General features: G+C 34.8%; 14 protein-coding genes. 5 read left to right on the top strand and 9 right to left on the bottom strand.

Annotated features, from left to right (window positions below; all coding sequences use genetic code 11):
- Positions 1-86: 86 nt before the first annotated feature.
- Both pta and PF028_RS02070 read left to right on the top strand, forming a co-directional pair.
- On the top strand, positions 87-1,577 hold the full coding sequence (gene pta / locus PF028_RS02075) for a phosphate acetyltransferase (RefSeq protein ID WP_270861426.1): 1,491 nt from the start codon (positions 87-89) through the stop codon (positions 1,575-1,577).
- The gene (locus tag PF028_RS02070; RefSeq protein ID WP_270861425.1) at positions 1,577-2,773 is read left to right on the top strand and encodes an acetate kinase; all 1,197 of its coding nucleotides are present in this window, start codon (positions 1,577-1,579) and stop codon (positions 2,771-2,773) included. The genes pta and PF028_RS02070 overlap by 1 nt, the downstream gene beginning before the upstream one ends.
- 40 nt (positions 2,774-2,813) lie before the next feature.
- On the opposite strand, the gene PF028_RS02065 is transcribed toward PF028_RS02070, so the two are convergent.
- The 9 genes from PF028_RS02065 to PF028_RS02025 form a co-directional block, all read right to left on the bottom strand.
- Positions 2,814-4,256 carry a Mur ligase family protein gene (locus PF028_RS02065; RefSeq protein ID WP_270861424.1) on the bottom strand — a complete coding sequence of 481 codons (1,443 nt, stop codon included), beginning with the start codon at positions 4,254-4,256 and terminating at the stop codon, positions 2,814-2,816.
- An 8-nt stretch (positions 4,257-4,264) separates the two neighbouring features.
- Positions 4,265-5,185: an alpha/beta fold hydrolase gene (locus PF028_RS02060; protein WP_270861423.1), complete on the bottom strand. Its 921-nt coding sequence runs from the start codon at positions 5,183-5,185 to the stop codon at positions 4,265-4,267.
- Positions 5,186-5,265: 80 nt separating this feature from the next.
- Positions 5,266-5,487, bottom strand: a complete 222-nt coding sequence (locus tag PF028_RS02055; protein ID WP_270861422.1) for a type II toxin-antitoxin system prevent-host-death family antitoxin — start codon at positions 5,485-5,487, stop codon at positions 5,266-5,268.
- Between the two features lie 60 nt (positions 5,488-5,547).
- Positions 5,548-6,600, bottom strand: coding sequence for a D-alanine--D-alanine ligase (locus tag PF028_RS02050; RefSeq protein ID WP_270861421.1), 1,053 nt, complete (start codon positions 6,598-6,600; stop codon positions 5,548-5,550).
- Positions 6,601-6,624: 24 nt separating this feature from the next.
- Positions 6,625-7,179, bottom strand: coding sequence for a Holliday junction branch migration protein RuvA (gene ruvA, locus PF028_RS02045; protein WP_270861420.1), 555 nt, complete (start codon positions 7,177-7,179; stop codon positions 6,625-6,627).
- The gene (locus PF028_RS02040) at positions 7,176-7,727 is read right to left on the bottom strand and encodes a hypothetical protein (protein WP_270861419.1); all 552 of its coding nucleotides are present in this window, start codon (positions 7,725-7,727) and stop codon (positions 7,176-7,178) included. The genes ruvA and PF028_RS02040 overlap by 4 nt, the downstream gene beginning before the upstream one ends.
- Positions 7,727-8,638, bottom strand: a complete 912-nt coding sequence (locus PF028_RS02035) for an MlaD family protein (protein ID WP_270861418.1) — start codon at positions 8,636-8,638, stop codon at positions 7,727-7,729. The genes PF028_RS02040 and PF028_RS02035 overlap by 1 nt, the downstream gene beginning before the upstream one ends.
- Before the next feature lie 2 nt (positions 8,639-8,640).
- Positions 8,641-9,384 carry an ABC transporter ATP-binding protein gene (locus PF028_RS02030; RefSeq protein ID WP_270861417.1) on the bottom strand — a complete coding sequence of 248 codons (744 nt, stop codon included), beginning with the start codon at positions 9,382-9,384 and terminating at the stop codon, positions 8,641-8,643.
- A complete protein-coding gene (locus tag PF028_RS02025; protein ID WP_270863790.1) occupies positions 9,381-10,484 on the bottom strand; it encodes an MlaE family ABC transporter permease in 1,104 nt (367 codons plus the stop codon). The genes PF028_RS02030 and PF028_RS02025 overlap by 4 nt, the downstream gene beginning before the upstream one ends.
- Before the next feature lie 83 nt (positions 10,485-10,567).
- On the opposite strand from PF028_RS02025, the gene murJ reads away from it, so the two are divergent.
- Genes murJ through PF028_RS02010 form a run of 3 tightly spaced genes read left to right on the top strand, consistent with a single transcriptional unit; the run spans position 10,568 to position 15,097 of the window.
- The gene (murJ, locus tag PF028_RS02020) at positions 10,568-11,965 is read left to right on the top strand and encodes a murein biosynthesis integral membrane protein MurJ (protein ID WP_270861415.1); all 1,398 of its coding nucleotides are present in this window, start codon (positions 10,568-10,570) and stop codon (positions 11,963-11,965) included.
- Positions 11,952-13,358: a cysteine--tRNA ligase gene (gene cysS, locus PF028_RS02015; RefSeq protein WP_270861414.1), complete on the top strand. Its 1,407-nt coding sequence runs from the start codon at positions 11,952-11,954 to the stop codon at positions 13,356-13,358. Before murJ ends, cysS begins: the two co-directional genes overlap by 14 nt.
- Positions 13,355-15,097, top strand: a complete 1,743-nt coding sequence (locus PF028_RS02010; RefSeq protein ID WP_270861413.1) for an ABC transporter ATP-binding protein — start codon at positions 13,355-13,357, stop codon at positions 15,095-15,097. Before cysS ends, PF028_RS02010 begins: the two co-directional genes overlap by 4 nt.
- Positions 15,098-15,099 lie beyond the last annotated feature (2 nt).

The raw sequence follows: 15,099 nt of genomic DNA, 5'->3' as shown, positions 1-15,099 counted from the left end.
TGTTTTTATTAAATTTATGATAAATCAAATTTAAAAAAATAAATAAATATGATACAATCAAAAGATTTTTTTAAAAAGGACGGACAATGAACGGAATTTATATTCTAACTTTCTCTAAGGCTATTTTGCCTAAAATCAGCCAAATTTTTGGCTCAAAATTCAAAAATATAAAAATTTTTGAACCTATCGGAGACGGCGAGTTTTCGTGCTTTGATGAAAAAAGCGCGTTCGAGCTTTTAGCAAAAGGTGAAAAATCTAAATTTATAAAAACGATTATTTCGAAATTCGATGAAATGCGGAAAAATGGGGATTTTATAATTGTAAATGGATTTTTTGATTTAAAAATGTTTAATAAAACAAATCTTAATTTAGAACTTTCAAAACACTTAAATTTACAAATTCTTGCTTGTTTTGAAGACGAAAAAGAAGCCGATTTTTTTAAAAATTTAGCAAAAATTGCAAATGCACAAAATTCGCTAAATTTGATAAAAGAAAATTTTGTTTTTGATAGCGGAGAAAAATTTGCATTAAACGAAATTACAAACGAAAGCAAATTTTTTGATTTATTAGAAGCAAAAATGCCAAATATGGTTACTCCGCTTCGATTTGAAAATGATCTTTACGCAAAAGCGGCTTCAAATTTAAAATCAGTCGTCCTGCCTGAAAGCGATGATGAGCGAATTTTAAAAGCAGCTCATATTATAAATGAAAGCAAAGCCGTTAAAATCGTCCTTCTTGGCGATGAAAATGAAATCAATTCAAAAGCAAAAAATTTAGGTCTAAATTTAGACGGAATTCGCATTATAAACCCTGCAAATAATGAATATAGCGATGAATTTGCAAATACACTTTACGAACTTCGCAAAGCAAAAGGCATGGAACTAGAAAAAGCAAAAGCTTTGGTGAAAGATAGAACTTATTTTGGCACGATGCTCGTTTATACTGGCATTTGCGACGCTATGGTGAGCGGTGCTAGCACGACCACGGCTGAGACGATACGCCCTGCTCTTCAAACCATAAAAATGAAACCGGGCGTTTCAACTGTGAGCGGATCGTTTTTAATGTGTATGGATAGCGAAGTCTATCTTTTTGCAGATTGTGCTATTACGCCAAATCCGACCGCAGAGCAACTTGCTGGAATCGTAGTGAGTTCAGCTGCTACTGCTAGTGCCTTTGGAATCGATCCAAAAATAGCAATGCTAAGCTACTCAACAGGATCAAGCGGAAGCGGCGAAGATGTAGAATTTGTGATAAATGCGACAAATTTAGCAAAAGAATTGGCTCCAAATTTGGACATCGAAGGACCAATTCAATTTGATGCGGCAGTTGATAAAATTGTTGCTGCTAAAAAACTTCCAAATTCAAAGGTTGCAGGAAGTGCAAATGTATTTATTTTTCCAAATTTAAACTGCGGAAATATTTGTTACAAAGCCGTTCAAAGAACATCTGGTGCCGTTGCGATCGGACCGATTTTACAAGGTTTAAAAAAGCCTGTAAATGATCTAAGTAGGGGCTGTTTGGTCGAAGATGTCGTAAATACGATTTTAATTAGCGCAATTCAAGCAGGAGAAAACTAATGGAAATTTTAGTAATTAATTCAGGTAGTAGTTCGATTAAATTTAAATTTTTCGATATGGATAATAAATCCTGTCTTGCAAGCGGTGTCATCGAAGAAATCGGCTCTGAGCATTCAAAGGCTTCTATCGCAACTACCATTTTCCACACAGATATAACAGAACACATAAAAACACATGAAGAAGGTATCGAAGTAATGTATAGGCTTTTAAAAGATAGCTCTGTTCTAAAAGACATAAATGACATTGAAGGCATTGGGCATCGCATAGTGCAAGGGGCTGATTATTTCGATAAAGCAGTTTTGGTCGATGATGATGTTTTAAATAAAATCGAAGAACTTTGTCCATTAGCTCCACTTCATAATCCTGCAAATTTAGCAGGAATAAAATCTTGCATAAGTGCTGCTAAAACACCAAATATAGCTGTGTTTGATACAACTTTTCATCAAAGTATGCCACGCCATGCTTATATGTATGCCTTACCTTATGAATTTTATGAAAAAAATAAAGTTCGCAGATACGGAGCACACGGCACTTCTCATTGGTTTGTTTCGCGCACGGCAGCTGAATTTTTGGGAATTGATTACGAAAAATTTAATGCTATCACGCTGCATTTAGGAAACGGTTCAAGTATAAGCGCTATTAAAAACGGGAAATGCATTGATACTTCTATGGGTATGACGCCACTTGAAGGGCTTATGATGGGAACAAGGTGTGGCTCAATTGATCCTGCAATAATTCCATATATGGAAAGAGCAGCTGGATATGGCGCACAGGAAATGGATACTATAATGAATAAAAAAAGTGGTCTTTTTGGCATTTGCGGAACTAACGATTTGCGAAAGGTCGAAGAATTGATGGAAGCAGGTGACGAAAAGGCAAAACTAGCCTACGATATGCTTGTGTATCAAATAGTCAAACTTGTCGGCGCATATTATGCAGCATTAGGAAAAATCGATGCTATCGTTTTTACAGGGGGTATTGGCGAAAATGCCAATATTTTGCGCGAGAAAGTTTGTGATAAATTAGCGCACTTTGGTATCAAAATTGACAAAGCAGAAAATAGCGTTCGCAGAAAAATCAATAGAGATTTAAGCGCAACCGATGCTAATATCAAAACCTTAATCATACCGACAAATGAAGAGTTGGCGATCGCTGAACTCACAGCAGAAGTCTTAAAAGAAAAAAATCTAATCTAATCTCATTTAAATTCAGGCGCAAAACGCCTGAATTTAATCTTTATATAAAATTCGGTGCATCGTTTGAAAATAGTATCAAATCGCCTTGCCTTGTATATTTTGCTAGGTATTGGGTAAGTTTTGATTTATCTTTTATGATTATTAGTTTTTGTGGATCGATTTTGCTTTGAAGTGTAGCTAAATTCAGCTCTCCCGTTATCATTACAAGATCAAAAATTTCATTGATTTTTTCGCTCAATTTTTCGTTATCTTCTTTTGTGCTTTCTACGATTCCGGGCGTTATGATGACCTTTCTGCCGTCAAAAGTTCGCACAAGTTCGTAGCTAGAAAGCATTCCTGCTAAATTTCCGTTAAAGCTATCGTCGATTATGATTTTTCCGTTTGCTTCGATTTTTTGCAGTCTGTGTTCCACGCTTTGTAAATTTGCGACTGCTTCGTAAATTTCGTCGTATTTTAAGCCCAAAAATTCGGCTATTTTAATACAAACTGCTAAATTTTCAGCGTTAAATTCACCCAAAATCGGTGCAAAAAATTCTCTAAATTCATCGCCGAATTTCAAAGAAAATTTAATTCCGTCAAGGTTTGCACTTAGAATTTTCAAATTTTCATTGTAAATTACCTGTTTTTGGGAATTTTCTAAATTCGTAGTAGTATGCAAAAACGCTTTTTGCAAATTTGGACTTTGCAAGGCTTCAAGCTTGGTAGCACGAACATTTTCTACGCTTTTAAAATACTCGATATGTTGCGCCCCTATTTCGCCGACGACGACGAGCTGTGGGCGTAAAAACTGCGTAATCTCAGCGATGTCGCCACTAAGCCTAGCTCCCGCTTCGGCGATATAAATTTGCGTATCAAGTGGCAAATCATCGTTTATATCTTTCATTAGCCCACCCAAAGTATTTACCGAACGGGGCGTTTTGTAGCAGTTAAATTTGGTTGAGAGAATTTGATACAAAAAGTTTTTAATACTCGTTTTGCCGTAACTTGCAGTGATTTGCACGATTAGCAAATTTGGAATTTGCGTTAGTTTTTGCATTGCTAAATTTTTGAATTTTAAAAATAGGTATTTTTCATAGGCAAAACTTGCCAAAAATGCCGCTGCTAACGGCAAAAACAAAGGAAAAATTTGAGTTTTTAAGACAGCGCAAAGTATCGTAAAGATCGTACCAAAAAGTAATAAAAAGCCAAAAAATCGTTTAATGCGTGGTGTAAAAACTAGCTTTTTATCAAGTTTTTTGTGCCAAAAAATAAGGCTTGGCAGATAAATCACAAGAAAATAAATCGCAAAAAAGGCACTTCCAAAAAATGCACTTAAAAAATGCAAAATAATCGGAATTATCAAAAACCAAACATGCCAAAGCGGTTTTGTAAAATGGAATAAAATTCGCTCAAATTTATAAGAAAACCACTGCAAACAGGTGATTAGGTAAAAGCCTAATGCGAATAAAAATAAAATATGAATTAGCACGAAAAAAAATGTCATAAAAAGTCCTAAATTTCTAAATTTTGATTTGGCAGACCTGCACGAGTTTGCGCTGAATTTTGTGCCAAATCTTGCGGATTTTCAAAAAGTTCAAAGCTGCTTAAATCTTGCAAATTTTGTGATAAATTTTGCGAATTTAAATCAAAATTTTCTAAATTTTGTGAATTTGATATAGAATTTTCCAAATTTGGCATGTTTGTGGCAAATTCTGCTAGCTCTTTTTCGATTGTCTTAGCGATAAATTCGCCGTTTTTTATGAAAAAAAAGTGATCCCCATCAAGCGGATAAAATTTACTATTTTTGATTAAAGAGTGAATTTTTTCTCCACTTTCAAAGTGTGTGGCAGTATCTTCCCTGCCCCAAAAAATGAGCGTTTTAGTGGAACTAACGCTTTTAAAATGCTCAGTAAAATCTTCATTTACGACTAATTTTAAAATTTCATACATAGTCTTGCTCATGCCTTTGACATCGCTTGTGGCAAAAAATTTATAAAATTTAGAAAGTCCAAGCATTTTTAAAATTTTAAAAATAGCGATTTTTAGGCGAACTTTAAGTGGTTTTGGCTCTAAAATACCAGCACTACTTAACAAAATCAAATTTTGTGGATTTAGCAAGGTTGCCACTTTGCCGCCAAAGCTATGCCCCATAACAGCAACCGGCTCATAGCCCATTTTAGCGATAAATTCTTTAATGATGCTAGCGTAATCTTTCGTGCAAATCGGCGAAGAAACACTGCTTTTGCCAAATCCCGGCAAATCAACATAAATTTGGGAAAAAGAGCTAAATTTACCCTTAAAAGCAGCCGTCATAAGCTCTTTTTTTGCGCCCCAACCATGTAAAATCAAAATGTAAGGCTTTAAATTTGTATTTAATGCTTCGTATGAAATTTTGTAAGAAACGCCGTTATATTCGATTTCTTTTGATGCCATTTTATGCCTTTGCAATTTTGGCACAAAGGCATCTGGCGTGTAAATTTAGCGAATTTGTAGTTTCTAAAAAGAGTAAAAATCTATTTATCATTTTCACTCTTTCTTTGCGAATATGCGATTTTAAGAAGTTCAACCGCTTTTTCAAATCTTTCAAATTCTGCCATACTTAAAAGCACGGCTTCGAATTTGTTATTTTTGACTATCAAAGCTTTTTTAATATCTCCGTTTGTAACCTTGTTTAAAACACTACTGAAATTGCGAACAATCTCGGTTGCGGTGTAAATTTCATCTTTATTAATCATAAAATCGCTCCATTTTAATAAAATTTTACGCAAAATTTAGCATAAAATTTTAAATATCTTTTACTTAATATCCATAAGTTTGTCTATCAAATCGTATGAAACAGGAATTTCTTTTGGCAATTCAATAGAATTCGCTAATTTTTTGATAACTTCTGTAAAATTATCAAAAAGATAATTTGCCATACTTCCCGGACATGGATTGATTTCATTTAGATAAACTTCGTTATTGATAACAAAAAAATCACACCTAATCAAAGCTCCATCAAAGCCACCCGTATTGTAAATTTTATGAAATGCTTCTTTCATATTATCTTGGACTGATTGTCCAACTGCGGCAGGCTCTATCTTACCTGTTCGAGAAAAATCCATATATTTTTGATCAAAATCTAAATAATCTTTTTTTACAGGCTCTTCTATATTTGAATATATAAATTTACCATCAATCTTACAACCTGCAAGATTGTATTCTTTTATATTTGCTACATACGGCTCGACTATCGCTGTGTCATCTAAGTCAAAAGCCTTATCCATAGCAATATCTAATTCGTGAGAGTTATTTACTATACCTATGCCGATACTGCTACCAAGTCTAGCCGGTTTTAAAATAAGCGGATACTTAAAAGTTGCGAGTGAATTTTTCTTAACGATTGCATAGTTTATAGTTTTAACTCCCGCAAGAGCAGCTAAATTTTTAGTTAAAATTTTATTATAGCTCAAAACACTAGCTTCAATCCTAGGACCAATGTATTTTATGCCAAAGAAATCGAACAAAGATGCCATTTTGCCGTCTTCACCGTCACAGCCGTGAATTAAATTTATATAAACATCAACAGGAAATTTATCTTTTGAAAACATTCCGTTTAGATAAAAACCGCCGTTTGAAATATGCAAATCTTTTGGCTTGCCAAAACCAATTCCACCAGTTTTATACGCACCGTCTTTGAAATAAGACGCAACCATATTTTTTGGATCGATTAAATAAAATTTTCTATCTTTATCGCAAAATATATATGCAACATCTTCTGACTTAAATACCTTACTCAATGCAATCGCGGAAATTATGCTAACTTCATGCTCATAGCTTTGACCGCCAAATACAACTCCAAGTCTCATTTAAACTCCTTTAAATTTTTGTTATCAAGCTAATTTTTTTAACGCTTCTTTTACAAGTTCAGCCGTACTCGTGCTAGAACACTCGCTCAAAACCTTATTTATTTTATCTCTTTTAAAACCCAAACTTTCTAATGCCATTGCCGCTTCGTTTTTATAACTCTCGCCACTAGAAAATTCCATTAATTTTGCGTCTCCTAGCTCAGCCACTATGCGTCTAGCTGTTTTTGGACCAATGCCCGGAACGCTAGTTAGCGTAGCGGTATCGCCGCTAATAACCGCTTTTGAAAAACTCTCACTACTAAGACTAGAACAAACAGCCATAGCTGTGCTAGCGCCTATTCCGCTTAATTTTATAAGCATTTCAAACATTTTTTGCTCGTCTGCTTCTAAAAAACCAAAAAGCAAATTTGCATCTTCTCTAATAATCTGAGTTATTAAAAGTTCTATTTTAGCATTTTTTTCGAGTTTTGCACTACAATTTAATGAAATATTTACACTATAACTTATGCCATTTGATAATTTTATCACGCAGTTTGTTGGCTCTTTTTTTGTTATAATGCCCTCAATCGCAACTATCATTGCACCGCCTTTAAAATGTCATCTATCGCTAAATTCAAAGATTTATTTAAACCCATAAAAATACTTTCTGAGCTTGGATCGGGAACAAAAACGCTTTTTGTAACAATGCCGGATTTTACTTTATTTAGCGAATTTAAAATTTCATATCCTATGGTAACGACGGCTTGATCGCCATTTACTTGAAGTGCGATAAGGCTTGTTTTCAATTTTAACTCATTTTCATTTGAGATAAAAACAGGTCGTAACTCGCAAGTAGAAAATGCTCCGTCAATGAGAGCCTTATAGACCATTTCGCTAGGCATTGTGATAAATTTAGAATCTTCTACAAACCAAGCCTTGTTTTTATAATCCACAATTAAAATATCGCGTCTATCGACTAAATTTGTTGCCATAACTCTGTCTATAAAAATATTTTTGCGATTTTGGACTCTGTTTTTGCATCTATCACCGCTAAATTTAAGCTCATAATAATCATATCTAGCCCCTTGTTTAGCCAAACAACCGCCAAATAGTAAAATCGCAAACACGCAAAGTATCAATCTTTTCACTATCTTTTTTCCTTTTTTGTATCTCTAAAAAAGAATTCATAAGGGTTATCTTCAAGTCTAAATAACGCCCCTTGAAATTCCCTTAATGCACGATTGAATTCTATCAAAGTAACCTTTGCTTCACTTAAAGTCGGGTCCAAAATCGCTTTTAAATTATAATCGCCCTGCTCGATTCGCTTTGCCATCATACTTTGCGTTTTATTCATAGCGTTTGCGAAATTTGTCGCCGACTTTGCAAATGTGTTGAAATTTTTTAACACTTCGTCTAAATCTTTCTCTCGCTGACTTAAATCAGCCACGATTTTATCGGCATTTGAGATAATACTATCAATATTTTTAAATCTTTCGTCGTTTTGTAAATTTGCACTAAATTTTTCTAAATTTGCCAAAGTTACATTTAGTTTTTCTATATTTTCTTGCGACATTAAGGTATTTATCTTTAAAATCATCTCGCCGACACTATCTGTGATAACTTCTGCTTTGGAGCCTATTTTATCTAAAAGCGTTTTATCAAGCGCAATAATCGGTTTTTCATCATTTGGAGCAAAAAGCTCCCCGCTACCACGAGTTATATTTAAATGCGAAATTCCGGTTAGTCCCTGCGTTTCTATTTCGGCAACGCTATCTTTGGAAATAGGCAATTTTCTTTTAATCGAAGCTTCGATTTCGATAATGCCGTTAGCGACATCGGCAAAATCAATCTTTTTGATAATTCCTGCATTTACGCCTAAAAAACGCACTTCGCTATTTTCTTTTATCCCCGTTGGTAAATTTTTTGTATGAATAAAATATGATCTATAAGCTTCATTTGGATCTGTTTTTGTCGCCATCCACCACATAAAAGCCCCAAAAAACGCTAAACAAACCATAACAAAAATTCCCACAATCGTATATGAACTTCTATTTTCCAAATTTAACTCCTATCTCGCATTTTAAAAAGCTCTTCAAGCGGATTATTTTCTAAATTTGCAATCTCTTTAATATCGCCTTCAAATGCGATTTTTCGGTTATCGATAATCAAAAATCTATCCAAAATATCAAAAATGCTATCGACATCATGCGTAACCATAACAACGGTTAAACCAAGACTATCTCTTAACTCACAAACTAGCCTATCAAGGGCTCTTGCACCAAGCGGATCAAGTCCCGAGTTTGGCTCATCTAAAAATAAAATTTTGGGGCTTAATGCTAAGGCTCTTGCTAAGGCAACTCGCTTTTTCATACCGCCACTTAGCTCGTTTGGATTTAGCATAGCATGTTCTTTTTTTAGACCCACTTTTTGAATCCAAAAATTCGATAACTCATTTATATCTTTTTCGCTATAATCGCTATATTCACGCAACAAAACACCGACATTTTCAAGGACACTCATAGAACTATAAAGCGCTCCAAATTGAAACATAACACCGCATTTTAGCTGAATTTGCTTTCGCTTTTTTTCATTTAAAGCCCAAATATCGCTCTCATCAAACATTGAAATTTTACCGCTTTTTGGCTCTTTTAAGTAAATTAGCGTTTTCATTAGCGTTGTCTTTCCGCTACCGCTACCACCTAAAAAGCCGTAAATTTCGGCTTCATTTACGCTAAAACTAACATTGTCGTGCATTGTTTTTTCGCCAAAAGCTGTGGTTAAATTTGTAGCTTTGATAATGCTCATATCCCAAGCTCCGAAAATGTTACCGCAAAAATGGCATCGATCGCAATTACCCAAAAAATGGCATTTACAACGCTAATTGTAGTGTAAATTCCGATACTTTGCGTATTTCCTTGCACTTCAAAACCACGCATACAGCCAATTAGCGCGATTATCGCACCAAAAAACGGCGCTTTTATAAGACCTACAAAAAAATGTCTAAGCTCGACGGCTTCTTTAAATCTAGTCAAATAATCGCTAAATAAAATATCCAAATAGGCATTGCAGACTATCATTTGTGCTAAAATGCTGATAAGATCTGCTATGCAAATGACAAACGGCATTATCAAAATCATCGCTAAAATTCGCGGCATTGATAGGAAATAAAAGGGATCAAAGCCCATTGTTTTCATCGCGTCAATCTCTTCTGTGATTTTCATAACGCCTATTTGAGCGGTAAAGCTTGATGATGTCCGACCCGCAACTACGATAGCTGCGATTAGGGGTGCGATTTCACGCAAGGTTAGTGTTCCCATAATGTCGATTATATAGATACTTGCACCAAATTGAGAAAGCATATCAGAGCCGATATAGGCTAAAACAACGCCGATTAAAAAAGCAGTTAGTCCTACGATAAAAAGCGCATCAATTCCGCTATCTTTGGCAAAATTTACAACTTCTTTAAAGCGAATTTTGCTTGGGTGAAGTAGCATTTGAAAGAATTTAATCACAAATTCGCCCAAAAATGTCGCCAAATTTAGTAAATTTGAAATTCCCAAAACTACGCTTCGTCCGATTTGAGAAAAAATATTTTCACTATTTTTTTGTGGAATATCTTTAAAATCGATATTTTCGTCATTTATAAATTCAAAAATGGCTTTAACTTTTCTGCTTTCATCGCTAAATTTATAAATTTTTCCGCTGAGTGATTTTTTTAGCAAAACTGCGGCAAAATAGTCTAAATCGCTCAAATTTGAAAAGTTTAAATTTATATTTCGTGCATTTTGAATATTTTTTTTGAGCTCATTAAAATGAGCCTGTTTTAGCTTATAAGTCCAGTCGCCGTTAAGATATATAGTAGTTTCATCGCCGTTTTGCAAAACGGAAAAAGGCGAATTTGCCAAATTTACAAACTCCTAAACTTTGAAATAAGCAAAAATTATATTATAATTTGCCTTTGTATTTTATAAAAACTTTACGGATAGGTATGTTTAAGGGCTTTTTTACAAATAGTTTTGGAATTTTAGTTTCACGCATTTTAGGCTTAGTGCGAGATCTGATGACAGCTTCCGTGCTGGGGGCTGGAATTTGGAGTGATATATTTTTTGTAGCGTTTAAACTACCAAATTTATTTCGTAGGCTTTTTGGCGAAGGCTCCTTTACACAGGCATTTATGCCAAGTTTTGCCCATGCTAAAAAAAAGGGAATTTTTGCTGCTTCGGTGCTACTTAAATTTACGATTTTTATACTTTTTTTAACCTTTGTCGTTTTACTTTTTGCGGCGTTTTTTACAAAAATTTTAGCCCTTGGATTTGATAAGCAAACCATAAATTTAGCCGTTCCTTTCGTGCGAATAAATTTTTTATATCTAACATTTATCTTTATCGTTACGCTATTTGCGGCAATGTTGCAGTATCGTGATCACTTCGCCACGACGGCATTTTCAACGGCACTCTTAAATTTAGCGATGATTGTGGCTTTGATTTTAGCTCGTGAAAAAGATGATAAAACTATCGTTTTATATCTTAGTATCGGCGTTGTCGTGGGCGGATTTTTGCAACTTTTAGTTCATATTTATGCCTTGAAATTTACAGGACTTTTAAAGGTGCTGCTGGGCGGTTTTTCACGCATAAAAAATGGCGAAAAAGCCGATACAAAAGGCTTTTATAAAAACTTTTATCACGGCGTTATCGGCTCATCGGCTTTGCAAATTTCAAGTTTTGTCGATACTTGGTTTGCTAGTTTTTTAGCGTTTGGAAGCATTAGTTATTTATACTATGCAAACCGAATTTTTCAACTTCCCTTTGCACTTTTTGCGATTGCGCTTTCGGTTGCAATCTTCCCAAAAATCGCAAAACAAATCAAATCAGGCAACGACAAAGAAGCCCAAAATTTACTAGAAAAAAGTTTTTATTTTTTACTTTTTTTGCTTTTAGCTTCGACTATCGGCGGAATAATGCTTAGTTTTGAAATTTCGTGGTTACTTTTTGAACGGGGCGAATTCACAAGAGAAGACACGATAGAGTGCGCAAAAGTCTTGGCTGCTTTTATGGTGGGTCTAGTTCCTTTTGGTTTAGCAAAGCTCTTTTCGCAGTGGCTATATTCGAAAATGAAACAAAAGGAAGCTGCTAAATTTTCTATTCAAAGTTTAATTTTAAATGTCGCTTTGTGCGCTATTTTTGTTAAACCTTACGGAGCTGCCGGGTTAGCATTAGCTAGTTCGCTCTCAGGCGTTTTTTTGCTTTATAAAAATATAAAAGAATTTGGATTTAATAACTTTTTAGCTATAATTAAATTTCGCAAATTTGTGCCGATTTTAGCCATTTGCGTGGTTGAAATCGTTATTTTATACTTTTTCAAAGGCTTTATAAATGGTTATTTTTGATAGTGTTAAAAGAAAAAAGGTCGAATTTACGCCAGAGGATAAAACTTGCGTGAATTTTTATGTTTGCGGTCCGACTGTTTATGATGATGCGCATTTAGGACATGCAAAAAGTGCGATTAGCTTTGATTTGCTTCGTAGAGTTTTGATTGCAAACGGATACGGCGTTAAATTTATAAAAAACTTTACCGACATTGATGATAAAATCTTAAAAAAAATGAGCGAAACTGGCAAAAGTTTAGAAGAGATAACCGAATTTTATATAAAGCGTTATTTGGATGATATGGACGCTTTAAATGTCCTTAGAGCCGATGTCGAACCAAAGGCGACTGAAACTATCGCTGAAATCATCGCTTATATAAAAAATTTGCTTCAAAATGGCTATGCTTATGAGATTACGGGCGATGGAATTTACTTTGACACGGCAAAAGATAGCGATTATTTAAGCCTTAGCGGAAAAGCAAACGATTTAAGTCACCAAGCAAGAGTTGTCTCAAATTCAGCCAAAAAAAGCGAAAAAGACTTTGTTTTATGGAAATTTGATGAAAACTGGTATGAGTGCGAATTTGGAAAAGGTCGTCCCGGTTGGCACAGCGAGTGCGTAGCGATGATAAAAAAGCATTTTGGCAAAAATAAAAGCGAATTTTGCATTGATATTCACGCAGGCGGTCTTGATTTACTCTTTCCGCACCACGAAAACGAAGCCGCTCAGTGTCGTTGCGGTGAGCGCAAAAATTTAGCCAAATACTGGCTTCACAACGGCTTTGTGCAGGTAAATAACGAAAAAATGAGCAAAAGCTTAGGAAATAGCTTTTTTATAAAAGATGCTCTTAAATTTGTGCCGGGCGAAGCTTTGCGATTTTACCTTATGAGTTCGCATTACCGCGCAAATTTTAACTATTCGCTTGAAGATTTAAACGCTAGTAAAAAACGGCTTGATAAAATTTATCGCCTTAAAAAACGGCTTTTTGGAGTGAGCGCGGGTGCGGTAAATGCCGAATTTCGAGCTGAAATTTTATCTGCTTTAAATGATGATTTAAACTCATCTTTGGCGCTGGCAAGTTTGGACAATTTTATAAATTTTGCAAATGAATATTTAGATAAAAATCCAAAAGATAAAATCAAAAAGTCTGAATTTATGGCAAATTTGGGCTTTGTGGCTGAAATTTTGGGAATTTTACAAATAGATGAAAACGAGTATTTTCAATTTGGCGTAAGCGATGAAGACAAGGCTAAAATCGCCAAATTTATCGCTCAAAGAAGCGAAGCAAAAAAAGAGAAAAATTTCGCTCTTGCCGATGAGATACGAGAAAATTTAACCAAAATGGGAATTTCCATTATGGATACGCCAAGTGGCACCATTTGGGAAGTTATGAACGAAAGCGATAAAAAATGAAGGAATTTTTGCAAATTTTAAAGCGATTTAGCCCGTTTTTCAAAGATTTTAAAGTTCAATTTTTCTTTGCGATTATCGGTATGATTTTAGCTGCACTTGGCACAGCCGGGTTATCTTATATACTCGAACCCACAATGGACGGCGTTTTTGTCGAAAAAGGCGAAAACTATCTCAAACTCATACCATTTGCGATAATCGCCATTTTTTTAGCAAAAAGTCTTGGTAACTTTATGCAGACATATTTTACAGGCTACATAGGACAAAATGTCGTTAGAATTTTTAGAGAAAAAATCCTATCTACGCTAATCTACCTTGATATGAGCTTTTTTCATAAATTTAGAACAGGCGAGTTGATGAGTAGGACGATCAATGATGTCGAGCGAATTCGAACTATCATCTCAAATATGATACCTGAATTTTTTACAAATTTAATCACCATAATCGGACTTTTAGGCGTTGTGATTTACCAAAGTCCAAAACTAGCATTTTTTGCCTTGATTGTGCTTCCGTGTGCTGTATATCCACTTTCTCGTCTTGCAAAGCGAATGAGACGAATTTCAAAAGCTTCACAAGAAAAAACAGCAGATATAAACTCGGTTCTTAGCGAAATTTACTCAAATATCGAAATCGTAAAAGCAAATAACGCCCAAAAAAGTGAAATAAAACGATTTTCGGAAGAAAACTACCGAATTTATAGACTAAATTTCAAAGCTATCATCACAAATGGTCTAGTTAGCCCGTTAATGGAAATGCTAGGCGGTATCGGTATTGCCGTAGTCATCTACATAGGCGGAAAAGAGGTCATAGATGGCGCTATGACGCTTGGTAAATTTACTTCGTTTGTAGCAGCACTTTTTATGCTTTATACGCCTATAAAGAAGGTTACTAGCGTGTTTAATAATATGCAAGATGCAATAGTAGCGAGTAACCGAACTTTTGAACTAATCGATAAAACGCCGTCCATCATCGGCGGAAAGAAAGAATTTCCAAAAAATATAAATTCTCTTTCGTTTCAAAATGTCAGCCTAAACTACGGCGAAAAAACGGCTTTAAAAAATATAAATTTTAGCGTAAATAAAGGTCAAACTATCGCACTTGTTGGCAACAGCGGTGGCGGAAAAACTTCGATTGTAAATTTGATTATGAGATTTTACGATACCACAAGCGGAAATATTTTGGTAAATAATGATGATTTGTGCGAATTTAGCCTTGAAAGTCTGCGTGAAAATATCGGTTTTGTAAGCCAACGCATTTACATTTTTAACGACACTATCGCAAACAATGTCGCTTATGGTAAAACTTACGATGAAGAAAAGGTTATAAATGCCCTTAAATCGGCAAATGCTTATGAATTTGTAATGGGGCTTGAAAACGGAATTCACACAAATTTAAATGAATTTGGCACAAATATAAGCGGCGGACAAAGACAGCGAATCGCCATTGCTAGGGCATTGTATAATAATCCGCAAATTTTGATTTTCGATGAGGCAACTTCTGCGTTAGATAATGTCAGCGAAAAAGCCATTACAGAAGTGATAGAAAAAATCAAAACTGATAAAATCGTATTTATCATAGCGCACCGTCTTAGCACTATCGAAAACGCAGGTAAAATCGCAGTCGTAAATAACGGCGAAATCGTAGGTTTTGGTGACGATGAAAAGCTAGTTAGAGAGTGTGAAATTTATCAAAAACTAAAAGGAAATTTCGCTTACGAAAACAAAGATACAAGCGAAAAATAGAT

It is taken from the genome of Campylobacter sp. CN_NE2 (assembly GCF_027797465.1).
In the GTDB taxonomy this organism is placed as follows: Bacteria; Campylobacterota; Campylobacteria; order Campylobacterales; family Campylobacteraceae; genus Campylobacter_B.
This window is presented reverse-complemented; position numbering and strand designations above follow the sequence as displayed.